At 70.9% G+C, this 25,872-nt stretch carries 23 protein-coding genes; 1 reads left to right on the forward strand and 22 read right to left on the reverse strand.

The features are described 5' to 3' along the window. Window positions 1–67: 67 nt before the first annotated feature. From carB to pyrR, 6 genes are all read right to left on the reverse strand, one after another. The gene (gene carB, locus ACIP4X_RS14875) at window positions 68–3,376 is read right to left on the reverse strand and encodes a carbamoyl-phosphate synthase large subunit (RefSeq protein ID WP_391456539.1); all 3,309 of its coding nucleotides are present in this window, start codon (window positions 3,374–3,376) and stop codon (window positions 68–70) included. Beyond that, complete coding sequence (gene carA / locus ACIP4X_RS14880) at window positions 3,369–4,526, reverse strand: glutamine-hydrolyzing carbamoyl-phosphate synthase small subunit (RefSeq protein WP_391456536.1); 1,158 nt, start codon at window positions 4,524–4,526, stop codon at window positions 3,369–3,371. The genes carB and carA overlap by 8 nt, the downstream gene beginning before the upstream one ends. Next, window positions 4,523–5,116, reverse strand: coding sequence for a hypothetical protein (locus tag ACIP4X_RS14885; RefSeq protein ID WP_358735779.1), 594 nt, complete (start codon window positions 5,114–5,116; stop codon window positions 4,523–4,525). The genes carA and ACIP4X_RS14885 overlap by 4 nt, the downstream gene beginning before the upstream one ends. Next, window positions 5,113–6,399, reverse strand: coding sequence for a dihydroorotase (locus ACIP4X_RS14890; protein WP_358735777.1), 1,287 nt, complete (start codon window positions 6,397–6,399; stop codon window positions 5,113–5,115). The genes ACIP4X_RS14885 and ACIP4X_RS14890 overlap by 4 nt, the downstream gene beginning before the upstream one ends. A gap of 5 nt (window positions 6,400–6,404) precedes the next feature. Further along, on the reverse strand, window positions 6,405–7,382 hold the full coding sequence (locus ACIP4X_RS14895) for an aspartate carbamoyltransferase catalytic subunit (protein WP_358735776.1): 978 nt from the start codon (window positions 7,380–7,382) through the stop codon (window positions 6,405–6,407). 100 nt (window positions 7,383–7,482) lie between these two features. Then, a complete protein-coding gene (pyrR, locus tag ACIP4X_RS14900) occupies window positions 7,483–8,067 on the reverse strand; it encodes a bifunctional pyr operon transcriptional regulator/uracil phosphoribosyltransferase PyrR (protein ID WP_358735774.1) in 585 nt (194 codons plus the stop codon). A gap of 254 nt (window positions 8,068–8,321) precedes the next feature. Between pyrR and bldD the strand changes: the two genes are divergently transcribed. Beyond that, window positions 8,322–8,825, forward strand: a complete 504-nt coding sequence (gene bldD, locus ACIP4X_RS14905) for a transcriptional regulator BldD (RefSeq protein WP_004990661.1) — start codon at window positions 8,322–8,324, stop codon at window positions 8,823–8,825. Window positions 8,826–9,067: 242 nt separating this feature from the next. Here bldD and nusB read toward each other — a convergent pair whose 3' ends face one another. The 16 genes from nusB to ACIP4X_RS14985 all read right to left on the reverse strand — a co-directional run bounded on the left by nusB (window position 9,068) and on the right by ACIP4X_RS14985 (window position 25,805). Next, window positions 9,068–9,502, reverse strand: coding sequence for a transcription antitermination factor NusB (gene nusB / locus ACIP4X_RS14910; RefSeq protein WP_100567880.1), 435 nt, complete (start codon window positions 9,500–9,502; stop codon window positions 9,068–9,070). Between the two features lie 2 nt (window positions 9,503–9,504). Continuing rightward, window positions 9,505–10,071, reverse strand: coding sequence for an elongation factor P (gene efp, locus ACIP4X_RS14915; RefSeq protein ID WP_100567879.1), 567 nt, complete (start codon window positions 10,069–10,071; stop codon window positions 9,505–9,507). 55 nt (window positions 10,072–10,126) lie between these two features. After that, entirely contained in the window at window positions 10,127–11,236 is a 1,110-nt protein-coding gene (locus ACIP4X_RS14920; protein ID WP_358737538.1) for an aminopeptidase P family protein, read from the reverse strand. Between the two features lie 104 nt (window positions 11,237–11,340). Next, the gene (locus tag ACIP4X_RS14925) at window positions 11,341–12,237 is read right to left on the reverse strand and encodes an AAA family ATPase (RefSeq protein ID WP_391456530.1); all 897 of its coding nucleotides are present in this window, start codon (window positions 12,235–12,237) and stop codon (window positions 11,341–11,343) included. 515 nt (window positions 12,238–12,752) lie between these two features. Beyond that, the gene (aroB, locus tag ACIP4X_RS14930) at window positions 12,753–13,898 is read right to left on the reverse strand and encodes a 3-dehydroquinate synthase (protein ID WP_358737535.1); all 1,146 of its coding nucleotides are present in this window, start codon (window positions 13,896–13,898) and stop codon (window positions 12,753–12,755) included. After that, window positions 13,895–14,413, reverse strand: a complete 519-nt coding sequence (locus tag ACIP4X_RS14935; RefSeq protein WP_358737533.1) for a shikimate kinase — start codon at window positions 14,411–14,413, stop codon at window positions 13,895–13,897. The genes aroB and ACIP4X_RS14935 overlap by 4 nt, the downstream gene beginning before the upstream one ends. Beyond that, a complete protein-coding gene (gene aroC / locus ACIP4X_RS14940) occupies window positions 14,410–15,594 on the reverse strand; it encodes a chorismate synthase (RefSeq protein WP_358737531.1) in 1,185 nt (394 codons plus the stop codon). The genes ACIP4X_RS14935 and aroC overlap by 4 nt, the downstream gene beginning before the upstream one ends. 216 nt (window positions 15,595–15,810) lie before the next feature. Further along, on the reverse strand, window positions 15,811–16,650 hold the full coding sequence (locus ACIP4X_RS14945; RefSeq protein ID WP_358737529.1) for a shikimate dehydrogenase: 840 nt from the start codon (window positions 16,648–16,650) through the stop codon (window positions 15,811–15,813). Then, entirely contained in the window at window positions 16,631–18,481 is a 1,851-nt protein-coding gene (gene mltG, locus ACIP4X_RS14950; protein WP_401348636.1) for an endolytic transglycosylase MltG, read from the reverse strand. Before mltG ends, ACIP4X_RS14945 begins: the two co-directional genes overlap by 20 nt. Before the next feature lie 121 nt (window positions 18,482–18,602). Beyond that, the gene (ruvX, locus tag ACIP4X_RS14955; RefSeq protein ID WP_358737525.1) at window positions 18,603–19,067 is read right to left on the reverse strand and encodes a Holliday junction resolvase RuvX; all 465 of its coding nucleotides are present in this window, start codon (window positions 19,065–19,067) and stop codon (window positions 18,603–18,605) included. After that, window positions 19,067–21,739, reverse strand: a complete 2,673-nt coding sequence (gene alaS, locus ACIP4X_RS14960; protein WP_358737523.1) for an alanine--tRNA ligase — start codon at window positions 21,737–21,739, stop codon at window positions 19,067–19,069. The genes ruvX and alaS overlap by 1 nt, the downstream gene beginning before the upstream one ends. Further along, window positions 21,739–22,113, reverse strand: a complete 375-nt coding sequence (locus ACIP4X_RS14965; RefSeq protein WP_358737521.1) for a hypothetical protein — start codon at window positions 22,111–22,113, stop codon at window positions 21,739–21,741. The genes alaS and ACIP4X_RS14965 overlap by 1 nt, the downstream gene beginning before the upstream one ends. A gap of 9 nt (window positions 22,114–22,122) precedes the next feature. Continuing rightward, window positions 22,123–22,572, reverse strand: coding sequence for a DUF948 domain-containing protein (locus ACIP4X_RS14970; protein ID WP_358737544.1), 450 nt, complete (start codon window positions 22,570–22,572; stop codon window positions 22,123–22,125). Between the two features lie 199 nt (window positions 22,573–22,771). Further along, window positions 22,772–23,386 carry a 30S ribosomal protein S4 gene (gene rpsD / locus ACIP4X_RS14975; RefSeq protein ID WP_100567868.1) on the reverse strand — a complete coding sequence of 205 codons (615 nt, stop codon included), beginning with the start codon at window positions 23,384–23,386 and terminating at the stop codon, window positions 22,772–22,774. A gap of 346 nt (window positions 23,387–23,732) precedes the next feature. After that, entirely contained in the window at window positions 23,733–25,088 is a 1,356-nt protein-coding gene (locus ACIP4X_RS14980) for a replication-associated recombination protein A (protein ID WP_358737519.1), read from the reverse strand. A gap of 60 nt (window positions 25,089–25,148) precedes the next feature. Continuing rightward, a complete protein-coding gene (locus ACIP4X_RS14985; RefSeq protein ID WP_358737518.1) occupies window positions 25,149–25,805 on the reverse strand; it encodes a vitamin K epoxide reductase family protein in 657 nt (218 codons plus the stop codon). Window positions 25,806–25,872 lie beyond the last annotated feature (67 nt).

Below are 25,872 nucleotides of genomic sequence, written 5' to 3' on the forward strand. Positions count from 1 at the left end.
AGGGCCTGTCCGGCGGATCATGCCGGAATCGCGTGGGCCGGAGTCGGCCTGATCCGCCGAACAGGCCCTAGTCGCGGGCCGCGGTCAGGAATCCCGCGTGTTCCTGGAGGGAACGGACTCCCACCTCGCCGCGGTGCAGGGCGTCGATGCCCTGGACGGCCGCGGCGAGCGCCTGGACCGTCGTCAGGCACGGCACGGAGCGCGCCACGGCCGCGGTACGGATCTCGTAACCGTCCAGGCGGCCGCCGGTGCCGTACGGGGTGTTGACGATGAGGTCGACCTCGCCGTCGTGGATGAGCTGGACGATGGTCCGCTCGCCGTTCGGGCCGCTGCCCTGGGACTGCTTGCGCACCACCGTGGCGTTGATGCCGTTGCGCTTGAGCACCTCGGCGGTGCCGGAGGTGGCGAGCAGTTCGAAGCCGTGGGCGACCAGCTCACGGGCCGGGAAGATCATCGACCGCTTGTCCCGGTTGGCGACCGAGATGAAGGCGCGCCCCTTGGTCGGCAGCGGACCGTAGGCCCCCGCCTGCGACTTGGCGTAGGCGGTGCCGAAGACGGAGTCGATGCCCATGACCTCGCCGGTGGAGCGCATCTCGGGGCCGAGGACGGTGTCCACGCCGCGTCCCGAGGTGTCCCGGAAGCGGCTCCAGGGCAGCACGGCCTCCTTGACGGAGATCGGCGCGTCCAGCGGCAGCGTGCCGCCGTCGCCGTTCCTCGGCAGCAGCCCCTCCCCGCGCAGCTCGGCGATGGTCGCGCCCAGCGAGATCCGGGCGGCGGCCTTGGCCAGCGGCACCGCGGTCGCCTTGGAGGTGAAGGGGACCGTACGGGAGGCGCGCGGGTTGGCCTCCAGGACGTAGAGGATGTCGCCGGACAGCGCGAACTGGATGTTGATCAGTCCGCGCACCCCGACACCGCGGGCGATGGCCTCGGTGGAGGCCCGCAGCCGCTTGATGTCGTACCCGCCGAGCGTGATCGGGGGCAGCGCGCACGCCGAGTCGCCGGAGTGGATGCCGGCCTCCTCGATGTGCTCCATGACGCCGCCGAGGTACAGCTCCTCGCCGTCGTAGAGGGCGTCGACGTCGATCTCTATGGCGTCGTCGAGGAACCGGTCGACCAGCACCGGGCGGGAGGGGCCGATCTCGGTCGACTCGGCGATGTACGTCTCCAGGCGGGCCTCGTCGTACACGATCTCCATGCCGCGGCCGCCCAGGACGTAGGACGGGCGGACCAGGACCGGGTAACCGATCTCGTCGGCGATGGTCTTGGCCTGCGCGAAGGTGGTGGCGGTGCCGTGCTTGGGGGCCGGCAGGCCCGCCTCGGCCAGCACCTGTCCGAAGGCGCCCCGGTCCTCGGCCGCGTGGATCGCCTCGGGCGAGGTGCCGACGATCGGCACGCCGTTGTCCTTGAGGGCCTGCGCCAGGCCCAGCGGGGTCTGGCCGCCGAGCTGGACGACGACACCGGCGACGGGGCCGGCCTGCCGCTCCGCGTGGACGATCTCCAGGACGTCCTCCAGGGTGAGCGGCTCGAAGTACAGCCGGTCGGAGGTGTCGTAGTCGGTGGAGACGGTCTCCGGGTTGCAGTTGACCATCACGGTCTCGTACCCGGCGTCGTGCAGCGCGAAGGAGGCGTGGACGCAGGAGTAGTCGAACTCGATGCCCTGGCCGATGCGGTTGGGGCCGGAGCCCAGGATGATCACCGCGGGCTTCTCGCGCGGGGCGACCTCGTTCTCCTCGTCGTAGGACGAGTAGAAGTACGGCGTCCTCGCGGCGAACTCGGCGGCGCAGGTGTCCACGGTCTTGTAGACCGGGCGGATGCCGAGTGCGTGCCGCACCTCGCGGACCACGTCCTCGCGCAGGCCGCGGATCTCGCCGATCTGCTGATCGGAGAAGCCGTGCCGCTTGGCCTCGGCGAGCAGTTCGGCGGTCAGCTCGGGCGCCTCGGCCAGCTCGTCGGCGATCTCCTTGATCAGGAACAGCTGGTCGACGAACCACGGGTCGATCTTCGTGGCGTCGAAGACCTCCTCGGGCGTGGCGCCCGCGCGGATGGCCTGCATCACCGCGTTGATCCGGCCGTCGGTCGGGCGGACCGCCTCGCGCAGCATCTCGTGCTTGTCGCCGGGGTCGCCGGTGAACGTGAACCGGCTGCCCTTCTTCTCCAGCGAGCGCAGGGCCTTCTGGAGGGCCTCGGTGAAGTTGCGGCCGATGGCCATGGCCTCGCCGACCGACTTCATGGTGGTGGTCAGCGTGGAGTCGGCCTGCGGGAACTTCTCGAAGGCGAACCGGGGCGCCTTGACGACCACGTAGTCGAGGGTCGGCTCGAAGGAGGCCGGGGTCTCCTGCGTGATGTCGTTGGGGATCTCGTCGAGGGTGTAGCCGACGGCGAGCTTGGCGGCGATCTTGGCGATGGGGAAGCCGGTCGCCTTGGAGGCGAGCGCGGAGGAGCGCGACACGCGCGGGTTCATCTCGATGACGATGACCCGGCCGTCCTCGGGATTGACCGCGAACTGGATGTTGCAGCCGCCGGTGTCGACGCCGACCTCGCGGATGACGGCGATGCCGATGTCCCGCAGGATCTGGTACTCGCGGTCGGTGAGCGTCATCGCCGGGGCGACGGTGATGGAGTCGCCGGTGTGCACGCCCATCGGGTCGAAGTTCTCGATGGAGCAGACGACCACGACGTTGTCGTGCTTGTCGCGCATCAGCTCCAGCTCGTACTCCTTCCAGCCGAGGATGGACTCCTCGAGGAGCACCTCGGTGGTCGGGGAGAGCGTGAGGCCGGTGCCCGCGATGCGGCGCAGCTCGTCCTCGTCGTGGGCGAAGCCGGAGCCGGCGCCGCCCATGGTGAACGAGGGGCGGACCACGACCGGGTAGCCGCCGAGCTCGTCGACGCCGGCCAGGACCTCGTCCATGGTGTGGCAGATCACCGAGCGGGCGGACTCGCCGTGCCCGGTCTTCAGCCGGACGGCCTCCACGACCGCCTTGAACTGTTCGCGGTCCTCGCCCTTGTGGATGGCCTCGACGTTGGCGCCGATCAGCTCGACGCCGTACTTCTCCAGGACGCCGTTGTCGTGCAGCGCGATGGCGGTGTTGAGCGCGGTCTGGCCGCCCAGGGTGGGCAGCAGGGCGTCGGGGCGCTCCTTGGCGATGATCTTCTCGACGAAGTCCGGGGTGATCGGCTCGACGTAGGTGGCGTCGGCGATCTCCGGGTCGGTCATGATCGTCGCGGGGTTGGAGTTGACCAGGAGGACCCTGAGGCCCTCGGCCTTCAGGACGCGGCACGCCTGGGTGCCGGAGTAGTCGAACTCGGCGGCCTGGCCGATGACGATCGGGCCGGAGCCGATGACCAGGACGGACTGGATATCGGTGCGCTTAGGCACGCTGGCCCTCCATCGGGACTGTGTTCATCAAAGACGTGAAGCGGTCGAACAGGTAGGCGGCGTCGTGGGGTCCCGCGGCCGCTTCGGGGTGGTACTGCACGCTGAAGGCCGGCCTGTCGAGCAGCTGGAGGCCCTCCACCACGTTGTCATTGAGGCAGACGTGGGAGACCTCGACGCGGCCGAAGGGGGTGTCGGAGACCCGGTCGACGGGCGCGTCGACGGCGAAGCCGTGGTTGTGCGCGGTGACCTCGACCTTGCCGGTCGTACGGTCCTGCACCGGCTGGTTGATGCCGCGGTGGCCGTACTTCAGCTTGTAGGTGCCGAAGCCGAGGGCGCGGCCGAGGATCTGGTTGCCGAAGCAGATGCCGAACAGCGGCGTGCCGCGCTCCAGGACGCCCCGCATGACGGAGACGGCGTGGTCGGCGGTGGCCGGGTCGCCGGGGCCGTTGGAGAAGAACACTCCGTCGGGTCCGACCGCGTACACGTCCTCGACCGTGGCGGTGGCGGGCAGCACGTGCACCTCGATGCCGCGTTCGGCCATGCGGTGCGGGGTCATGCCCTTGATGCCGAGGTCGACGGCGGCGACGGTGAACTTCTTCTCGCCGATCGCCGGGACGACGTACGCCTCCTGGGTGGCCACCTCTGCGGACAGGTCCGCGCCTTCCATCCGGGGGGACTCCAGGACCCGGGCCAGCAGCGTGGCGTCGTCCTGGACGGCCTCCCCGCTGAAGACGCCGACGCGCATGGCGCCGCGCTCGCGCAGGTGGCGGGTGAGGGCGCGGGTGTCGATGCCGCTGATGCCGACGACGCCCTGCGCGGCGAGTTCCTCGTCGAGGGTGCGCCGGGCACGCCAGTTGGAGGGCCGGCGGGCGGGGTCGCGCACGACGTAGCCCGAGACCCAGATCCGCTTCGACTCGGGGTCCTCGTCGTTGACGCCGGTGTTGCCGACGTGCGGGGCCGTCATGACGACGACCTGGCGGTGGTACGACGGGTCGGTGAGGGTCTCCTGGTAGCCGGTCATGCCGGTGGAGAACACGGCCTCGCCGAACGTCTCCCCCACGGCCCCGTAGGCACGGCCGCGGAAGATCCGGCCGTCCTCGAGGACGAGCACGGCGGGAACCCTGGAGGCTCCCCTGGTGGAGGTGGTCATCGTTCGGCGCCTTCCGTGCTGTTCTTCTCGGTCATGGAGTTGAGGGCCTCGACCCACTCGGTGTGCTCGGCCGCCCGGTCGGAGCGGAACCCGGAGTCGATCAGCCGGTCGCCGTGCTCCCAGGTCACGACGAGCAGGCCGCCCTCGGTGAGCACCTTGCCGGCGATGCCCTTGTCGAGCCGGGCCCCGCGCAGCCGCGCGGCCGGCACGAAGAAGTCGTCCGCTCCGGGGCGCACCACGTCCAGGCCCGCGCCGGTCAGGGTCAGCTCGGCCCGGCTGCGGGTGCCCAGACCACGCGCCACGATGCGGTCCAGCCACTGTCCGGCGGTGGTGGAGCCGTGGTAGCGGCCGGTCATGGTCAGGGTCGCCGGACCGGGCTCCTCGGGCGCGACCGGCAGCTCGGGCAGGTCGCCCTGGAGGGTGGCGCGCCACTTCCAGCCCTCGCGCATCAGCCAGTAGACGAGGGCGATGAACAGGAGGAGGCCGATCAGCCAGCCGACGCGGGCGGCCCAGTCGGTGACCGCGGCCGATTTCCCTTCCGCGGCGATGTCGGTCGCGATTCCGGCCGCGAGCAGAGGTGCAGGTGTCACGTGAGCTTCCCGTCGACGAGCGTGGCCTTGCCCCGGAGCCACGTGTGGGTGACACGGCCCGGCAGCTCACGTCCCTCGTAGGGAGTGTTCCGGCTGCGCGAGGCGAAGCCCGCGGGGTCCACCTGCCCACGGTATGCCGTGTCGACCAGCGTGAGGTTGGCGGGCTCACCTGCCGAGACGGGCCGTCCGTGGCCGGTGGCCCGTCCGATCCGGGCCGGTGCGAAGGACATGCGGTCCGCGACTCCCGCCCAGTCCAACAGGCCGGTGTCGACCATGGTCTCCTGGACCACCGACAGGGCGGTCTCCAGGCCGACCATGCCCATGGCGGCCGCGGCCCACTCGCAGTCCTTGTCCTCGTGCGGGTGCGGGGCGTGGTCGGTGGCGACGATGTCGATCGTGCCGTCGGCGAGCGCCTCGCGCAGGGCGCGCACGTCCCGCTCGGTGCGCAGCGGCGGATTGACCTTGTAGACCGGGTCGTAGGTGCGCACCAGTTCGTCGGTGAGGAGCAGGTGGTGCGGGGTGACCTCGGCGGTGACCTGGATGCCGCGGGACTTGGCCCAGCGGACGATCTCGACGCTGCCGGCGGTCGACAGGTGGCAGATGTGGACCCGGGAGCCGACGTGCTCGGCGAGCAGCACGTCCCGGGCGATGACCGACTCCTCGGCGACGGCCGGCCAGCCGCCGAGACCCAGCTCGGCGGAGACGACGCCCTCGTTCATCTGGGCGCCCTCGGTCAGCCGCGGCTCCTGGGCGTGCTGGGCGACGACGCCGCCGAATGCCTTCACGTACTCCAGCGCGCGGCGCATGATCACCGCGTCGTCGACGCACTTGCCGTCGTCGGAGAAGACGGTGACCCCGGCGGCCGACTCGTGCATGGCGCCGAGTTCGGCGAGCTTCCTGCCCTCGAGGCCGACCGTGACGGCGCCGATGGGCTGCACGTCGCAGTAGCCGTGCTCGCGTCCCAGACGCCAGACCTGCTCGACGACGCCGGCGGTGTCGGCCACCGGGAACGTGTTGGCCATGGCGAACACGGCGGTGAAGCCGCCGGAGGCGGCCGCGCGGGTGCCGGTCAGGACGGTCTCGGAGTCCTCGCGGCCCGGCTCACGCAGGTGGGTGTGCAGGTCGACCAGGCCCGGCAGCAGCACCTTGCCGTCTGCCTCGACGATCTCCGCGCCCTCGGCGGACAGCCCGGTGCCGACCGCCTCGACGGCCTCGCCGTCGATCAGGACGTCCTGCGGCGCGCCGCCGAGCACCTGGGCACCACGGATCAGGATTTTGCTCATGTGTCTTACTTCTCCTCGGTGGTGCGGGCTTGGGGGGCGGGTTCCATGCCGCCGAGCAGCAGGTACAGCACGGCCATGCGGATGGAGACGCCGTTGGCGACCTGCTCGACGGCGGTGCAGCGGTCGGAGTCGGCGACCTCGGCGGTGATCTCCATGCCGCGGACCATCGGGCCGGGGTGCATCACGATGGCGTGCTCGGGCATCCTCGCCATCCGCTCGCCGTCCAGCCCGTAGCGCCGCGCGTACTCGCGCTCGGTCGGGAAGAAGGCGGCGTTCATCCGCTCGCGCTGCACGCGGAGCATCATCACCGCGTCGGACTTGGGCAGGGCCGCGTCGAGGTCGTAGGAGACCTCGCAGGGCCAGGTCTCGACGCCGACCGGCAGCAGGGTCGGCGGGGCGACCAGGGTGACGTCGGCGCCGAGGGTGTGCAGCAGGTCGACGTTGGACCGGGCCACCCGGCTGTGCAGCACGTCGCCGACGAGGGTGACGCGCCGGCCGGTGAGGTCCTGGCCGAGGCCCGCGTCCCTGCCGACCAGCCGGCGGCGCAGGGTGAAGGCGTCGAGCAGGGCCTGGGTGGGGTGCTGGTGGGTGCCGTCGCCCGCGTTGATGACGGCGGCGTCGATCCAGCCGGAGTTGGCCAGCCGGTACGGGGCCCCGGAGGCACCGTGCCGGATGACCACGGCGTCGACGCCCATGGCCTCCAGGGTCTGGGCGGTGTCCTTCAGGGACTCGCCCTTGGACACCGAGGATCCCTTGGCGGTGAAGTTGATGACGTCCGCGGACAGCCGCTTCTCCGCGGCCTCGAAGGAGATCCGGGTGCGGGTGGAGTCCTCGAAGAAGAGGTTGACGACGGTGCGGCCGCGCAGGGTCGGCAGTTTTTTGATCGGCCGGTCGGCGACCCGGGCCATCTCCTCGGCGGTGTCGAGGATCAGGACGGCGTCGTCGCGGGTGAGGTCGGCGGCCGAGATGAGATGACGCTGCATCTGTCAGGCTCCGTAAGGCGTTCATTCGGGAGAATTGGGGCAGACGGGCGCGTGCGAGGGCACACGCGCGGGGCGTACGGCGAATGCGTACGCGCGCGTGTTACGGGTGTTCGCCCTGGGCGGCCGGCTTGGCGCCGAGCAGCACGGTGTCGCGACCGTCCTCCTCGGCGAGCAGGACCTTGACCGTCTCCCGCAGCGACGTGGGGAGGTTCTTGCCGACGTAGTCGGCGCGGATCGGCAGCTCGCGGTGGCCCCGGTCGACGAGGACGGCGAGCTGCACCGCGCGCGGGCGCCCGATGTCGTTCAGCGCGTCGAGGGCGGCGCGGATGGTGCGGCCGGAGAAGAGGACGTCGTCGACGAGGACGACCAGGCGGCCGTCGATGCCGTCACCGGGGATCTCGGTACGGGCCAGCGCACGCGGGGGCTGCAGGCGCAGGTCATCGCGGTACATGGTGATGTCGAGCGAGCCGTGCGGGACCTTGCGCTCGGTGATCTGCTCGAGCTTGGCGGCGAGCCGCTGGGCGAGGAAGACGCCCCGGGTCGGAATGCCGAGGAGCACCACGTCGTCGGCACCCTTGGCGCGCTCGACGATCTCGTGGGCGATGCGGGTCATGACCCGCGCGATGTCGGGGCCCTCGAGAACGGGCCGGGCTTCGGACGCTTGCGCGTCGGCGTGCGTGTCCATACGAAACGGACCTCCTTCTCCGCCTCACGGGACGGACCTTAAAGGACGTCGGAATTGCGCCATACACGCTACCAGGTGCCGGAGACCTTCCCACTCACCCCCTTGGCGCAACCGGCCTCGGCGACCACGGAAGTGGCGCCCCGGACCATTCGGCTTGACGCAGCAGAGTAACGCTGCGTAACCTCACAGTGAGTTACCAGCCGCGCGGTCCGGCAGCGAGGCCGGCCGCGTCGACACAGTGTCCGGGGAGCCATATGTCCAGCGAATACGCCAAACAGCTCGGGGCCAAGCTCCGGGCGATCCGCACCCAGCAGGGCCTTTCCCTCCACGGTGTCGAGGAGAAGAGCCAGGGACGCTGGAAGGCGGTCGTGGTCGGTTCGTACGAGCGCGGCGACCGTGCCGTGACCGTGCAGCGCCTCGCCGAGTTGGCTGACTTCTACGGGGTCCCCGTGCAGGAACTGCTGCCGGGCACCACCCCGGGCGGCGCCGCCGAGCCCCCGCCGAAGCTGGTCCTCGACCTGGAGCGGCTGGCCACGGTGCCGGCCGAGAAGGCGGGCCCCCTCCAGCGGTACGCGGCCACGATCCAGTCGCAGCGCGGTGACTACAACGGCAAGGTGCTCTCGATCCGCCAGGACGACCTGCGCACACTCGCCGTCATCTACGACCAGTCGCCCTCGGTCCTGACCGAACAGCTGATCAGCTGGGGCGTGCTGGACGCGGACGCGCGCCGCGCGGTGGCGTCCCACGAGGAGAGCTGACCGCTCGGCCCACTCAGCAGAAACGTGCCGTCGGGGTGGCCGGAACAGTTTGGTTCCGGCCACCCCGACGGCTTTCTCGCTTCCCTGGCGGGGCGGGCGCGGATCGGCCGGAGCGGGCCGCGCACGGGCCGCGCACACGAGCGAGGGACCAGGGACACGCACGGACGCCGAGGGGCCCGCAGCATTCGTGCTGCGGGCCCCTGCGAGTCCGTCCGGCGCCGGCCTGAGCGGCCGGCTCCTTCTCACACCTGGTCGCGGCGGAGGGAGGGCTTGAGCTCCTTCAGACGGCCGAGCAGGCCGTTGACGAACGAGGGCGACTCGTCCGTCGAGAACTCCTTCGCCAGCTGCACCATCTCGTCCAGCACCACGGCGTCCGGGGTCTCGTCGGCCCAGATCAGCTCGTACGCGCCGAGCCGCAGGATGTTGCGGTCGACGACCGGCATGCGATCCAGCGTCCAGCCGACCGCGTACTGCGCGATCAGCTCGTCGATCCGGGTCGCGTGCTCCGCGTAGCCCTCGACGAGCTGCATCGTGTACTCGCTCACCGGGGGCTGCCGGGTGTCGCTCCGGGAGAGCCGGATCCAGTCGGCGAGGACCGTCAGGACGTCGGCGCCGCGCTGGTCGCCCTCGAAGAGGATCTGGAAGGCACGCTTGCGGGCCGTGTTGCGGGCAGCCACGGTTAGCTGTTCACCCGGCCGAGGTAGTCGCTCGTGCGGGTGTCGACCTTGATCTTCTCACCGGTGGTGATGAAGAGCGGGACCTGGATCTGGTGACCGGTCTCCAGGGTGGCGGGCTTGGTGCCACCGGTGGAGCGGTCGCCCTGGACACCCGGCTCGGTCTCGGCGATCGTCAGCTCGACGGCGGCGGGCAGCTCGACGAAGAGCACCTCGCCCTCGTGCTGGGCGACGGTCGCCTCGAAGCCCTCGATCAGGAAGTTGGCGGTGTCGCCGACGGCCTTGCGATCGATGTGGAGCTGGTCGTAGGTCTCCATGTCCATGAAGACGAAGTAGTCGCCGTCCATGTAGGAGAACTGCATGTCACGCTTGTCGACGGTGGCCGTTTCGACCTTGACACCGGCGTTGAACGTCTTGTCGACGGTCTTGCCGGAGAGCACGTTCTTGAGCTTGGTGCGCACGAAGGCCGGGCCCTTGCCGGGCTTGACGTGCTGGAACTCGACGACGGACCACAGCTGGCCGCCGTCGAGCTTGAGCACCATGCCGTTCTTGAGGTCGTTCGTGGAAGCCACGGTTGCGGAATCTCCTGGACTGACGTACGACCTGGGGCAGACGCCCAGCGCAAGGCTAGAGCGCGAGGAGCTCCTTGGTCGTGATGGTGAGTAGCTCGGGTCCGCCGTCCGCCTCGGGGCGTACGACGAGCGTGTCATCGATCCGGACACCGCCCCGGCCCGGGAGGTGGACCCCGGGTTCGACAGTGACCGGCACGCAAGCGTCCAGTTTACCCATGGCCGAAGGGGCCAGCTGCGGGTCCTCGTCGATTTCGAGTCCGACCCCGTGTCCGGTGAGGGGTTGCAGACTCTCGGTGAACCCGGCCGAATCCAGTACCTGGCGTGCGGCGCGGTCGACTTCACGGTACACGGCACCAGGGGCCAGGGCCTCCCGTCCGGCGCGCTGGGCTGCGAAGACGAGGTCGTAGAGCTGGATCTGCCAGTCCGCGGGGGACGTGCCGATCACGAAGGTGCGGCCGATCTCGCAGCGGTAGCCGCGGTAGGCGGCGCCCAGGCACACGGTCAGGAAGTCGCCCTCCTCGACCCGCCGGTCGGTGGGCCGGTGGCCGCGGCGGCCGGAGTTCGGACCGGTGGCCACGGAGGTGGGGAAGGCGGGCCCGTCGGCGCCGTGGTCGACGAGCCGCCGCTCCAGCTCCAGGGCGAGATGGCGCTCGGTGCGGCCGACCAGGATGGACTCCAGCAGTTCGCCAAGGGCCTGGTCGGCGATCTCGGCGCCGATTCTCAGACAGGAGATCTCCTCCTCGTCCTTGACGACTCTGAGCTGCTCGACCGCGCCGCCCAGGTCGGCCAGGCGCAGCCTGGGTGCCACCGAGCCGAGGGCGCGGTGGCGGGCCACCGTGAGGTGGTGCTCCTCCACGGCGAGCGAGTCGGCGCCCTGGGCCTGGGCGTGGTCGGCGGCGGCGACGGCCGGGTCGCCACCGGCGGGTTGGGGCAGGACCTGCACCCGCAGTGCCTCGTCGGGACGGCCCTCGTAGGGCCGGTCGTCCGGCGGGCTCTGGCACACCAGCAGGTCCTCGCGCCTTCCGAGAAGCAGGACGGCACCCTGCGGGGCGGCCCCCGCGAGATACCGCACATTGGCGGGACGAGTCACCAGCGCCGCCGCGCTGCCGCCCGCGTTGCAGCGCTCCCTCAGCCGGGTCCGGCGGGCCGCGTACACCTCTGACATGAACCGAGCGTAAGAGTCATGGCTCAATATCGCCGTTCGAGAGGTCCGAGTGGGTCTGCCGGATCCTGGCCGCGGCCCGCCCGGGGCGCCGAGCGGGCCGCGTCCTACCAGTTCGGGGGGCTGGCGATGGCCCGGGACAGGACCTCGTCCAGGACGCGGGCCGTGGCCGGGACGTCGAGCTGGGAGTTGTCGATGATGGGGAGCCCGGAGCCGTACCAGCCGGCCATGCGGCCGTGGATGCGGGCGACTTCCTCGTCGGTCAGCCGGCGGTTGCCGGAGCGCTCGGCGTTGCGCTCCAGGACGATGTCGAGTCCGGGCAGCAGCACGACCGGGAGCAGGCCGGGGCCGACATGGCGCTTCCAGCCGCCGAGTCCGACCACCGGGCGGTCGGGGAAGACGGCGTCGTCGAGGATGCACGAGATGCCGTTGGCGAGGAAGTTGCGGGCGGCGAAGCCGCAGGTGCGGCGGGCGAGCCGGTACTGGGCCTCGGAGTGGTCGTTCCATCCCGACTGCGGGTCGGCGAAGCCGGAGCGGACCCACTCGCGGACGTCGTCGAGGCTGATGTGCGCGGTGGGCACGCGGCGGTGGTCGGCCCAGTACTTGGCGACGCTCGTCTTGCCCGCCCCCGCAGGCCCGATCAACAGCACCGCCAGCGTGGTGGCCGACGGATCGGGCGCGCTCTGAGCGGGCGGCGCGCTGGGCATCCCGACGGGGCCGCCGGGCGGCAGCCGGACATGCCCGGTCCCGTCCGGCACGGACCCCGCGCCGGGCGGCGGCACGGCACCGGCCGGCCGGCGGGGCACCTGGGGGTGCGGCACGGGCGGCTGCGGGCCTTGCGAATGCGGGGCTTGAGGATGCGGCACGGAGGGGGGCGGCCCCTGCGGACGCGGCCCCTGGACATGCGGCGCCACTGGGGGCGGCCCCTGGGGACGCGGATTCTCCATGCGCGGAGCCGACGGATGCCCGCCCGCGGACGGGCCCTGGGGGCGGGGGTTCTGCATGTGCGGAGCCGACGGATGCCCGCCGGGCGGTTGCGGTGCTGACGGGCTCGGGCCCTGAGGCTGCGGCGCCGCTGGGTGCGAGCTCTGAGGGCGCGGGCTCTGCGCAGGCGGGGCCGAGAGGTGCGGGTCCTGGAAGTGCCGGCTCTGGGGATGCGGGCCCTGAGGGTGCAGGCTCTGGGAAGGTGGGGCCGGGGGCTGGTGGTTCGGGGGCCCGGGGTAGGCCGGAGGCGCGTCCTGGGGGGCGTGCGGGTGCCGCGGGTCCGGGTGTTGTGCGGCCGGCGCCCAGCCGGCGGCCGGTCCGTGCCCCGGCTGGTGGGGCGGCGGCAGCGGTGAACCCACTGCGTCCTGCATCCGGTGCGACTCCGTCTCGTACGGGGCGAATGGCGCCGACGGCGGGCCCGAGCCCGCCGCCTACCGAACGGTACCGTCCCCGGCCGCCATTTGGTGAACGGCCGGGCACGGTCCGACGTGCCCGTCGCGGCGGGCGGAGCGGGGCGGATCCGGCGCGGTGGTGCTTACTGTCCGACCTCGCCGTACGCGCCGAGCAGCACGGCCGGGTCGGGGCCCTCCAGGACGGTGGGCTTGGCGAGGCCGTCCAGGACGATGAAGCGCAACAGGTCGCCCCGCGACTTCTTGTCGACCCTCATCGTCTCCAGGAGCTTGGGCCACTGGTCGTAGCGGTAGTGCAGCGGCAGACCCACCGATTCCAGGACCGTGCGGTGGCGGTCGGCCGTCGCGTCGTCCAACCGCCCTGCCAGACGCCCGAGTTCGGCGGCGAAGTGCATACCGACGGCGACCGCCGCGCCGTGCCGCCACTTGTACCGCTCGTTCTTCTCGATCGCGTGGCCCAGCGTGTGGCCGTAGTTGAGGATCTCCCGCAGGCCCGACTCCTTCAGGTCGGCGGAGACGACCTCCGCCTTGACCCTGATGGACCGCTCGATGAGTTCGGCGGTGTGCGGACCTGCCGGTGTCCGGGCGGCCTCGGGGTCGGACTCGATCAGGTCCAGGATCACCGGGTCGGCGATGAAGCCCGCCTTGATGACCTCCGCGAGCCCGGAGACATAGTCGTTGACCGGGAGGGAGTCCAGCGCCGCCAGGTCGCACAGCACGCCCGCGGGGGGGTGGAAGGCGCCCACGAGGTTCTTGCCCTCGGCGGTGTTGATGCCGGTCTTGCCGCCCACGGCCGCGTCCACCATCGCCAGCACGGTGGTCGGGACGGCGATCCAGCGCACCCCGCGCAGCCAGGTGGCGGCCACGAACCCGGCCAGGTCGGTGGTGGCGCCGCCGCCCACGCCCACGATGACGTCGGTGCGGGTGAACCCGCACTGGCCCAGCGCCTTCCAGCAGTAGGCGGCGACCTCCGCGGTCTTGGCCTCCTCTGCGTTCGGCACCTGGATGGCGACGGCCTCGTAGCCCTGCGCGGCCAGATCGGCGCGGAGCGCGTCCCCGGTCTCGGCGAGCGCCTCGGGGTGGATCACGGCGACCCTTTGAACAGGGCCTGGGCGCGAAGCGCCTCCTTTGAGGGTGGCGGTGGGCGAGGGGTGGGCCTTCTCACCGACCAGACCGGCGAGTTCGCCGAGGAGCTGACGGCCGACCAGCACGTCGTACGCCTCGGTGCCGGCCGTTCCGGCGATGTGGATCCGCGTGACCGACTCGCTCATGCTTCCTTCAACTCCAGTGCGTCCAGGGCGGCTTGGGTGACCTCTTCGGGGCTGCGCCCATCGGTCGGCACGACCGCGGTGGCCACCTCCTCGTACAGGTGCCGCCTGGCCTCCATCAGCTCGCGCCACTGCTTGCGCGGGTTCACGGCGAGCAGCGGGCGGGCCACGTTCAGGCCGGTGCGCCGGACGGCCTCCTCGACGTCCATCGACAGGTACAGGACCGGCAGCCGGGAGATCAGCTCCCGGGTGTCCGGATCCAGGATCGCGCCACCGCCGAGGGCCAGTACGCCGTCGTGCTCGGCGAGCGCCCGGCGCACCGCCTCCTTCTCCACGGCGCGGAAGAACGGCTCGCCCTCGTCGACGAAGATCTCGGCGATGCTGCGGCCCTGCTCCGCGACGATGTCGTCGTCGACGTCCCGGTAGGCGAGCCCGAGGCGGTCGGCCAGCATCAGCCCGACGGTGGACTTGCCGACGCCCATGGGCCCGACCAGGACGACGACCGGTTCGCCGCTCACCGGATCGCCAGGTTCTCGAGGTAGGACCGCACGTTCCGGCGGGTCTCCGGCACGCTGTCGCCGCCGAACTTCTCCGCGACGGCGTCGGCGAGGACGAGGGCCACCATGGCCTCGGCCACGATGCCGGCGGCCGGCACCGCGCACACGTCGGAGCGCTGGTGGTGGGCCTGCGCGGCCTCGCCGGTGGCCACGTCCACGGTCCGCAGGGCGCGCGGAACGGTCGCGATCGGCTTCATCGCGGCCCGCACCCGCAGCAGCTCACCCGTGGTCAGGCCGCCCTCGGTGCCGCCGGAGCGGCCCGTGGCACGCCGGATGCCCTCGTCGGTGGTGACGATCTCGTCGTGGGCCTTGGAACCGGGCACCCGTGCCAGGTCGAAGCCGTCGCCGACCTCGACGCCCTTGATCGCCTGGATGCCCATGAGCGCGGCCGCGAGCCGGGCGTCGAGGCGCCGGTCCCAGTGCACGTGGGAGCCCAGGCCCACGGGCACGCCGTACGCCAGCACCTCCACCACGCCGCCGAGCGTGTCGCCGTCCTTGTGGGCCTGGTCGATCTCCGCGACCATCGCCTTGGAGGCGTCGGCGTCCAGGCAGCGCACCGGGTCCGCGTCCAGCTTCTCCACGTCGGCCGGGGTCGGGTGGACACCGTAGGGTGCCTTGGCCGCGGCCAGCTCGACGACATGGCTGACGATCTCGATGCCGGCCGTCTCCTTCAGGTACGACCGGGCCACGGCGCCCAGCGCCACACGGGCCGCGGTCTCCCGCGCGGAGGCCCGCTCCAGCACCGGCCGGGCCTCGTCGAAGCCGTACTTCTGCATGCCCGCCAGGTCGGCGTGTCCGGGGCGGGGCCGGGTCAGCGGCGCGTTGCGCGCCACCTCGGCCAGCTCCGCCGGGTCCACCGGGTCGGCGGCCATGACCTTCTCCCACTTGGGCCACTCGGTGTTGCCCACCATGATCGCCAGCGGGGAGCCGAGGGTGAGGCCGTGCCGGACGCCGCCGAGGAAGGTGACCTCGTCGCGCTCGAACTTCATCCGGGCGCCGCGCCCATAGCCCAGGCGACGCCGTGCGAGGTGGTCCGCCACCATCTCCGTGGTGACGGGCACGCCGGCGGGAAGGCCCTCCAGCGTGGCGACAAGTGCGGGTCCGTGGGACTCCCCCGCGGTCAGCCAGCGCAACCTGCTCAACGGTGCTCCTCATCCTCGCGCCTGGAACTGCGACGACGCGACCGGGTGCGCGGCCCTGGCCCGCCACCTCCGATCCTCCCACGTCCGGGTGCCGGTCCCGGTCGCCGGTCCAGCAGTCGGACGCCGTACGCGCACGCGCGGCCCGCGGCGCCGCCCGTCGGCCCGCCACGAGCGCGCAGCGGTCCGGCTTCCCGGATCGGGACGGACAAGCCCTGGTCAGCGGGTCGCGAGGGCCTTCTCGCCCGCTTCGCGCATGGCGTGCAGGGGGGCCGGGGCGCGGCCGGTCATCTGCTCGACCTGGAGGACCGCCTGGTGCACGAGCAGGTCGAGGCCGCCGACGACGGCGCCGCCGGCCATGGACCAGCGGGCCGCGAGGGACGTGGGCCAGGGGTCGTAGAGGACGTCGAAGAGGGTGGCGGGACGCTCGGGTACGGCGTCGGCGAGCGCGTCCGTGGTCCCGGCCGGGGTGGTGGCGATCACCAGCGGCGCGGTCAGGGCCTGCTCTGCGTCCGTCCAGTCCGCCGTGCGGACCTCGACGTCCAGCCGCTCGCCCCACTGCCGCATCTCGGCCGCCCGGGCCTCGCTGCGGACGTACGCGACGACCTCACCGGTGCAGACGCGGGCGAGCGCGGCCAGCGCGGAGGAGGCGGTGGCGCCGGCTCCGAGGATCGCCGCCGAGCCGACCTGTTCGATGCCGTGTTCGCGAAGGGCGGCGACCATGCCCGGCACGTCGGTGTTGTCCCCGATCCGGCGGCCGTCCTCGGTGAACACGACCGTGTTGACCGCCTCGACGGAGGCCGCGGTGTCGCTGATCCCGTCGAGCAGCGGAATGACCGCCCGCTTCAGCGGCATGGTCAGCGACAGTCCGGCCCACTCGGGTCCGAGGCCCTCGAAGAACGCGGGCAGGCCTGCCTCGTCGATCTCGAACCGTTCGTACGACCAGTTCGCGAGCCCCAGCTCCGCGTACGCCGCCCGGTGCAGCACCGGGGAGAGCGAGTGCGCGATCGGCGAACCGAGCACCGCCGCCCGACGGGCGTCAGTTGCCCTTGGTGGCATCGAACTTGTCCTTGAGCTTGAGGAATTCGGCATACGTCTTGGCGAACTCGGTCTTTTCCGCGCCGTCGGTCGCCACGAAATAGATCCAGCCGGCCTTGGTCGGATTCAATGCCGCCCTCAGCGCCTCGTCGCCGGGGTTTCCGATCGGTCCGGGCGGCAGGCCCGTGCGGGTGTACGTGTTGTAAGGGTCGTGGTTGCTGTTGATCTCTTTTTCGCTGATGTGGATGTTGCTCTGACCCTTCAGGTAATTGAAGGTCGAGTCGAATTGCAGCAACCGGTTGGTCTCGGTGTTGGTCGGCTTCAGACGGTTGTAGATCACTTCCGACATCCTGCGGAAGTCGTCGTGCGTCTTGCCCTCGGCCTGGACCAGGCTCGCCACGGTGAGCAGTTGCCAAGGCCCTTCGAGGTTCAGGCCGTTGGCCTTCTTCTCCAGGCCGAGTTCGTTGTACTTCCCGTTGGCCCGCGACACCATCTCCTTCAGGACCGCCTCGGGCTTCTGCCCCTTGGCGACCGCGTAGCTGGAGGGGTAGAGGAAGCCTTCCAGCGGGTCCTTCAGGTTGGGATGGTTCAGCGCCCAGGAGGGCAGACCGAGGTTCTTGTACTCCTTCTTAGCGACGTCGGCCGTGGTGCCCTCCGGCACTTCCAGACGCTTGTCGATCAGCGTGTAGATCGCCGCGTTGCGCAGGCCCTCCGCGAGGACCAGGTTGCTGCGGCTCTTCGGGCTGAGCATCAGTTCGATTGCGCTGGCGGCCGACATCTGCTTGCGCAGGGTGTAGATGCCGTCCTGGATCGGCGTGGGGTTCTTCGCCTGCGCCGCCACGAAGGCGTCGACGCTCTTGACCACGCCCGCCGCCTTCAGCACCCGGCCGATGTCGTAGCCGCCCGCGCCCTTGGGGATCTCGACGGTCACCGTCTCGTTGATGCCGTCGCCCGCGAAGTCCGGCGCGGCGCCGAAACGATTTTGGTAGAACTGGTAGCCGTAGTAGACGACTCCGACCGCGCCTCCGCCGAACACCAGGGTCACGACCAGGCAGGCACAGCCGCTGCGACGCTTCTTGCCCTTGCCCTTGTTCTTGCCGCCGCGGCCCTTGCGGTCGCCGCGCCCCCGGCCCTCCTTCGGGTCGTCACCGTCGGCGTCGTCGTCCTCGTCGTCGCCACCGCCGCCCGCGAAGAACGCGTGATCGTCCTGCTCCGGTTCGGGATCCGGGTCCCAGTCCGGCCGCGGCTCCGGCTCGGCACGCCGGCGGCTCGGCGGCTCGGGCGGCGGGTAGGCCTCGGGGGTGCCGTAGAGATCGGGCTGCTCAGCGCCGTAGGCCGCGGCCTGCTGGCCGTACGGGTCCGCCGGGTCGCCGGGGTAGGCGGGCTGCTGCTGTCCGCCGGTGCCGTCCCATCCGCCCTGGTCGTAGCCCTGCTGCTGAAGGTGTCCCGCGTACTGCTGGTCGTACTGCTGCTGACCCTGCTGACCCTGTTCCCCGTACTGCTGCTGACCCTGCTGACCCTGTTCCCCGTACTGCTGCTGACCCTGCTGACCCTGTTGCCCGTACTGCTGCTGCCCCTGCGGGTCGTAGTGCTGCCCGCCCTGCTGGTGACCCTGGTCGCCGTAGTGCTGCTGCTGGTACTGGCCGCCGTAGCCGTCCTGCTGCCCCTGACCCCAGTCTCCGTACTGCGCCTGCTGACCCTGCTGCGGCTGCTGCGGGTGGTGCTGCGGCCCACCGCCGTAGGGGGACTGCGGGCCCGCCTGGGCCTGCTGTCCTCCCCATCCGCCGTCCCCGTACAACGGGTCCTCCGGATGCCACGGTTCGGGACCTGGGCCCCGGCCATACTCAGTCATCGATCCCCTAGAGCCGCGAGGCGGCGGTCACACGGCTGTGTGCCCGGCTTCCGTTCCGCCTCTTTCTGTGCGTCGTCTGTTCGAACACAGGCGCATCGCGCGGAACGTTACCGTATCGCGATCAGATGACCACTTCGACGCCCTCGCCGGGTGCTTTCCCTGACACCCGTTCGGATTCGAGGGCCTGCTGCAGGATGATGACGGCCGCGGCCTGGTCGATCACGGAGCGTCCCTTCTTGGACTTCACCCCCGAGGCCCGCAGCCCCTGACTGGCCGTCACCGTCGTCATCCGCTCGTCCACCAGGCGGACCGGCACCGGGGCGATGCCCTTGGCCAGCTCGCCGGCGAAGGCGCGGACCTTGACCGCGGCCGGGCCCTCGCCCCCCTTGAGGGAGCGCGGCAGCCCGACGACGACCTCGATCGGCTCGTACTCCGCGACCAGTTGCCTGAGCCGGCGGTGGGCCGCGGGGACGTCACGGCCGGGAACCGTCTCCACCGGGGTGGCGAGGATCCCGTCGGGGTCGCACGAGGCGACCCCGATCCGGGCGTCCCCGACGTCGATCGCGAGCCGACGTCCTCTGCGCATCACTTGGCCGTTTCCGCCACGAGCCGCTCCACGGCGTCCACGGCCTCGCCGACGGCGGCCGGGTTCTGCCCGCCGCCCTGGGCGACGTCGGGCTTGCCGCCACCGCCGCCGCCGAGGGTCTTGGCCGCCGTGCGGACCAGGTCACCGGCCTTCAGACCGCGCTCGCGGGCGGCCTCGTTGGTGGCGATCACCGTGAGCGGCTTGCCGTTGTTCACGCTGAACAGGGCGACCACGGCGGCCCGGCCGCCCTGGATCCGGCCGCGCACGTCGAGCACCAGCTTGCGCAGGTCGTCCGGCGTGGTGCCGTCCGGGACCTGCCCCGTGACCACGGCCACACCGCGGACGTCCTTGGCGGACTCGGCGAGTCCGGCGGCGGCCTGGAGCACCTTCTCGGCGCGGAACTTCTCGATCTCCTTCTCGGCGTCCTTCAGCTTGCCGAGCATGGCGGAGATCTTTTCCGGCAGCTCCTCGGGGCGGCCCTTGACCAGCTCCTGGAGCTGGGCGACGACCGTGTGCTCACGAGCCAGGAAGTTGTAGGCGTCCACGCCGACCAGGGCCTCGATACGGCGCACACCGGAGCCGATCGACGACTCGCCGAGCAGCTTCACCAGACCGAGCTGGGCGGTGTTGTGCACATGGGTGCCGCCGCACAGCTCCTTGGAGAAGTCGCCGATGGTCACCACGCGCACGCGCTCGCCGTACTTCTCGCCGAACTCGGCGATGGCGCCCTGCTTCTTGGCGTCGTCGATGCCCATGACCTCGGCGTGCACGTCCAGGTCGCGGGCGAGCACCTCGTTGATCTTCTGCTCGACATCGGTCATCACGGCCGTCGGGACGGCGGACGGGGAACCGAAGTCGAAGCGGAACCGGCCGGGCTGGTTCTCGGAGCCGGCCTGGGCGGCCGTCGGGCCGAGGGCGTCGCGCAGCGCCTGGTGGGTCAGGTGCGTGGCGGAGTGGGCGCGGGCGATGGCCTTGCGGCGGCGCGAGTCGATCGAGGCGTGGGCCTTGGCGCCGACGGTGACCTCGCCGACCTGCACGACGCCCTTGTGGACGTACACGCCCGGGACCGGCTTCTGGCAGTCACGGACCTCGATGACGGCGCCGGAGTCCACCTTGATGCGGCCGGTGTCGCCGATCTGGCCGCCGCCCTCGGCGTAGAAGGGGGTGCGGTCGAGGACGATCTCGACCTCGTCGCCCTCGGTGGCGGCCGGGGAGGAGGCGCCGTCGACGAGGATGCCGACGATCGTGGACTCGCCCTCGGTGTCGCTGTAGCCGATGAAGTCGGTCTCACCGGCGGAGTCGGCGATCTCCCGGTAGGCGCCGAGGTCGGCGTGGCCGGTCTTCTTGGCCTGGGCGTCGGCCTTGGCGCGCTCCCGCTGCTCCTTCATCAGGCGGCGGAAGCCGTCCTCGTCCACGGAGAGGCCCTGTTCGCCGGCCATCTCCAGGGTGAGGTCGATCGGGAAGCCCCAGGTGTCGTGGAGCAGGAAGGCCTTGTCGCCGGAGAGGACCGTGCCACCGGCCTGCTTGGTCTCGGTGACGGCGGTGTCGAGGATGTTGGTGCCGGCCTTCAGCGTCTTGAGGAAGGCGGCCTCCTCGGCGAGGGCGACCTTCTCGATCCGCTCGCGGTCGGTGACCAGCTCCGGGTACTGCTGCCCCATCATGTCGATCACCACGTCGATCAGGTCCTTGACGACCGGACCGGTGGCGCCGAGCAGGCGCATGTTGCGGATGGCGCGGCGCATGATGCGGCGCAGCACGTAGCCGCGGCCCTCGTTGCCGGGGGTGACGCCGTCACCGATGAGCATGGTGGCGGTGCGCATGTGGTCGGTGACCACGCGCAGCGACACGTCGGAGCCGTGGGCGTCGCCGTAGGCGACACCGGTGAGCTCGGTGGCCTTGTCGATGACGGCCATGGACGTGTCGATCTCGTACATGTTCTGCACGCCCTGCAGAATCATGGCGAGCCGCTCCAGGCCGAGCCCGGTGTCGATGTTCTTGCTCGGCAGGTCGCCGAGGATCTCGAAGTTGTCCTTGCCGGTGCCCTCGCCCCGCTCGTACTGCATGAAGACGAGGTTCCAGATCTCCACGTACCGCTCGTCGTTGACGGCGGGGCCGCCCTCGACGCCGAACTCGGGACCGCGGTCGTAGTTGATCTCGGAGCAGGGGCCGCACGGGCCGGGCACGCCCATGGACCAGAAGTTGTCCTTCTTGCCCAGGCGCTGGATGCGCTCCTTGGGCACGCCGACGACCTCGTGCCAGATCCGCTCGGCCTCGTCGTCGTCCTGGTAGACGGTGATCCAGAGCTTCTCCGGCTCCAGGCCGTAACCGCCCTTGTCCTGGGACGCGGTGAGCAGCTCCCAGGCGAGCTTGACGGCGCCTTCCTTGAAGTAGTCGCCGAAGGAGAAGTTGCCGCACATCTGGAAGAAGGTGCCGTGCCGGGTGGTCTTGCCGACCTCTTCGATGTCGGGGGTGCGCACGCACTTCTGCACGCTGGTGGCGCGCGGGAAGGGCGGCTTGACCTCGCCGAGGAAGTAGGGCTTGAAGGGCACCATGCCGGCCGGGACGAGGAGCAGAGTCGGGTCGTCCGCGATGAGCGACGCCGAAGGGACGACGGTGTGCCCGCGCTCCTCGAAGAAGCTCAGCCAGCGGCGGCGGATCTCAGCCGACTCCATCAGTGGTCCTCATTCCGGTTGTACGAGTACGTCGTGTGCGGGTGTTCCGAGGACGCCGGGCCCTGGACGCACTTCGGGTGGTTGCGGTTCTCGATGGCGGTGTACCGCCTGGACGGGGGCAGTTCCGGGTCGACCGGGGCGTTCATGCCCAGTGCCTCGCCGAGTTCGGCCTCCCGCTGGGCCATGTTGTCGCGGACGTCGAGCGCGAAGCCGAGGGCGCGGTCCTTGAGCCGGTGACCGGCCTCGACCGCCTTGTTCGCCGCGGTCACGGCGAGGCTCTCGGGCGTCAGCTGCCTGAGTTTGCGGTTGACCTTGGTGGTGGCCCACACTCCGGCGGCGACACCGGTGGTGAACCAGAACGTACGGCGGAACATCGCTAGTCCTTACTTCTCCCGGTTGTTCCGCTTTCCCCGCCGCGCGGCCGGGACGGTGCGGCCCACGATCACGGTACGCCTCGACGCCTTGCCGGGCGCATCCTCCTTGCGGAGGCCCAGTGCCCTGCGCACGCCGTAGCCGAAGGCCGCGACCTTGACCAGCGGGCCGCCGAAGGTGGAGGCGACGGTGGTCGACAGCGCGGAGGCGTTGGACGTGACCTCCTGGACGTCGGAGGCGATCGCGTCGACGCGGTCGATCTGGGTCTGCGCGGAACGCACCGCCTGGGAGGCCTCGGCCAGCAGCGGGACGGCCTGGTCGGTCACGTCCGCCACGAGTCGGGTGGTCGCCTTGAGCGTCTGGGCCAGCCTCGCCAGTGCGACGGCGAGGAAGGAGACCAGGATCGCCCAGAAGACGGCCACCAGGATCCCGGCCACCTCTCCACCGGACACTGTGCGCACCCGCTCCCTGAAACGTGCCTGTACGTCGAGCCGTACATCGAGAAAGTCGTGCACCGAGCCTATCGCGCCGAGGGTGCGGCTCCGTACCGGATTTGCGCCCATGTGCCGGTGGCACGAGCGAGCCCGCCGTCCCGCCCGCCCTGAAGGGCGGGGAGACGACGGGCCTGGTGGTGCTGCGGGTGCTACGGCCTGCCGGTGATCAGCGGGCGTAGTACTCGACGACGAGCTGCTCGTCGCAGATCACCGGGATCTCCTTGCGGTTCGGCTCACGGTCCAGGCGGAACGCCAGGGCCTTGAGGTTCACCTGAAGGTAGCGGGGGGTCTCGCCGTCGGGGGCGAAGCCACCCTCGCGGGAGACCTGGAAGAGGGTCTTCTCGCGGCTGCGCTCGCGGACCTGGACCACGTCGTCGGGACGGACCTGGAAGGACGGCTTGTCGACCTTCTTGCCGTTGACCTGGATGTGGCCGTGGACGACCATCTGGCGGGCCTGGTAGATCGTGCGGGCGATGCCCGAACGCAGGACCAGGGCGTCAAGGCGCTTCTCGAGGTCGATGACCAGGGCTTCACCGGTCTTCATCGACGTCTTGGCGGCACGCTCGTAGGCGCGGACGAGCTGACGCTCGCTGACGTCGTACTGGGCGCGCAGACGCTGCTTCTCGAGCAGACGGACCTTGTAGTCCGAGTTCTGCTTGCGGCCACGGCCGTGCTCACCCGGCGGGTAGGGGCGCGCCTCGAAGTACTTGACGGCCTTCGGGGTCAGCGCGATACCGAGGGCACGCGACTTCTTGACCTTGGGGCGGGACTGGTTCGCCATGAACCAAACACCTCTTGTCTTCTGTACGAATACGGCTTCACCAGGGTTAGGGGAGGTCGCATCCGCAGCCGGGGAAATCCCGCCGGAACCCTGCCGGGCCCGGAGGGCAGCCGCTCCCCTGGTCTGGGCACATACGTGCAGCACGCGAGTGGCCCACCGACCGCTCCCGGAACTCCGGGTGGTGGTGGGCTGCCCGCGACACCGTTCGACGGTGCGCGACGCTCCTGGATCCCCGCTGCTCTGCGAACGGCGGAGTTCCCGCTGAATGTCCCGCTCTGGTGGCGCCGGTTCCCCTTTCGGGGTTCCGGACACGGAACTCAGCGCTTCGGCGCAGTCTACAGGGCGCTCAGGACCGCTTCCGACCCAGGTGTTTGCGGGTCCACTCCACCGCGTCCGCGTACCGCGCCTCGGCTCCGTGCCGGCCCGGGGTGTAGTACTCGCGGTCCTTCAGGGCGTCCGGCGCGTACTGCTGGGCGGCGATGCCCTCGGGCAGGTCGTGCGGGTAGACGTATCCCTGCGCGTGCCCGAGCTTGGCCGCGCCCTTGTAGTGCCCGTCCCGCAGATGGGGCGGGACCGCTCCGGCCAGCCCCTTGCGCACGTCGTCGAGGGCCGCCCCGATCGCCGTCGTCGCCGAGTTGGACTTGGGGGCGAGGGCCAGGGCGATGGTGGCGTGGCTGAGGGTGAGGGCGGCCTCGGGGAATCCGATCATGGCGACGGCCTGGGCGGCGGCGACCGCGGTGGGCAGCGCGTGGGGGTCGGCGAGACCGATGTCCTCACTGGCGGAGATCATCAGGCGGCGGGCGATGAACCGGGGGTCCTCGCCGGCCTCGATCATCCGCGCCAGGTAGTGCAGGGCGGCGTCGACGTCGGAGCCGCGGATGGACTTGATCAGCGCGCTGGCGACGTCGTAGTGCTGGTCGCCGTCGCGGTCGTACTTCACCGCGGCCCGGTCGACGGTCTCCTCCAGCGTGGTGAGGCCGATCTCGCTCTCGCCCTTGTCGAGGGCGGCCCCGGCGGCGGCCTCCAGGGCGGTCAGGGCGCGGCGGGCGTCGCCGCCGGCGATGCGCAGCAGATGGCTCTCGGTGTCCTCGGGGAGGCCGACGGCCGACCTCAGTCCGCGCTCGTCGGTGAGCGCGCGGCGCAGCAGACCGCGCACGTCGTCGTCGGTGAGCGGTTCGAGGGTGAGCAGGAGCGAGCGGGAGAGCAGCGGGGAGATCACCGAGAAGTACGGGTTCTCCGTGGTGGCCGCGATCAGGGTCACCCAGCGGTTCTCGACCGCCGGGAGCAGGGAGTCCTGCTGGGCCTTGCTGAAACGGTGGATCTCGTCCAGGAAGAGGACGGTCTCCCGGCCGTACCCGCCGGAGGCGCGGCGGGCGCCGTCGATGACCGCGCGGACCTCCTTGACGCCCGCGGTGATCGCCGACAGTTCCACGAACCGCTTGTTGGTGGCCTTGGAGACCACGTACGCCAGGGTGGTCTTGCCGGTGCCGGGCGGGCCCCACAGGATCACCGAGGAGGGTCCCGCGGGGCCGCCCGCGCCCTCGCCGACCAGGCGGCGCAGCGGCGAGCCGGGCTTGAGCAGGTGCTGCTGGCCCACCACCTCGTCGAGGGTGCGCGGGCGCATCCGTACCGCCAGGGGACTCGCGGCCGGGTCCTTCTCCTGGCGTTCTTCACTGGCGGCGGTGAACAGGTCGGGCTCCACGCTGAAACCCTATGGCACACCACCGACAACCCGGCCGGACGGTGGATCAGCGGTTCCGGCTCAGGCCCAGAGGCTGCTGCCCCAGCGGGTCAGGATCAGCATGACGATGACACCGCAGTGCGTGACCGGCAGTACCCAGGTGAACTCGGAGAGGAAGTTCTTCACCGGGCGCGGTGCGGGCAGGAAGCCGTTGCGGATGTTGAAGGAGGTCACGTACCAGAACATGACGATCGTGGCCGCCCAGGCCAGGGAGCACCACAGGCACAGCGCGTTGATGCGGTACAGCGACTGGAACTGGAGCCAGGTGACGAAGCAGACGCCGAAGAGCGTGCCGAAGTTGAACGTCAGCCAGTACCAGCGCGGGAAGGTGGCGCGGCCGATGAGGCTCATGCCCACGCAGATGACGATGCCGTAGGCGACCAGGCCGAGCAGCGGGTTGGGGAACCCGAAGACGGTGGCCTGCTTGCTCTCCATGACGCTGCCGCAGGACACGATCGGGTTGAGGCTGCAGCTCGGGGTGAAGGTCTTGCCGCTGAGCTTGCCCTCGAGGATCTTCTGCTTGTCGATCGTGATGATCCACGCGGCGAGCAGACCGGCCGCCCCGGTGATCACCAGCAGCAGGGCGAAGGCGCGGCTGCCGCCCACGGTCCGCGGCGCGGACACCGCGCGCTCCGGCTCGGTCTCCGCGGAGACGTGTTTGACTGTCGTCTTGCTCATCAACGCCGATTCCGTCACTTGTGAGTCGGACCTTCTTCGGGCACGGCCATTGTGCCGCACGTGCGCG

The organism is Streptomyces sp. NPDC088817 (assembly GCF_044750345.1).
GTDB lineage: Bacteria > Actinomycetota > Actinomycetes > Streptomycetales > Streptomycetaceae > Streptomyces.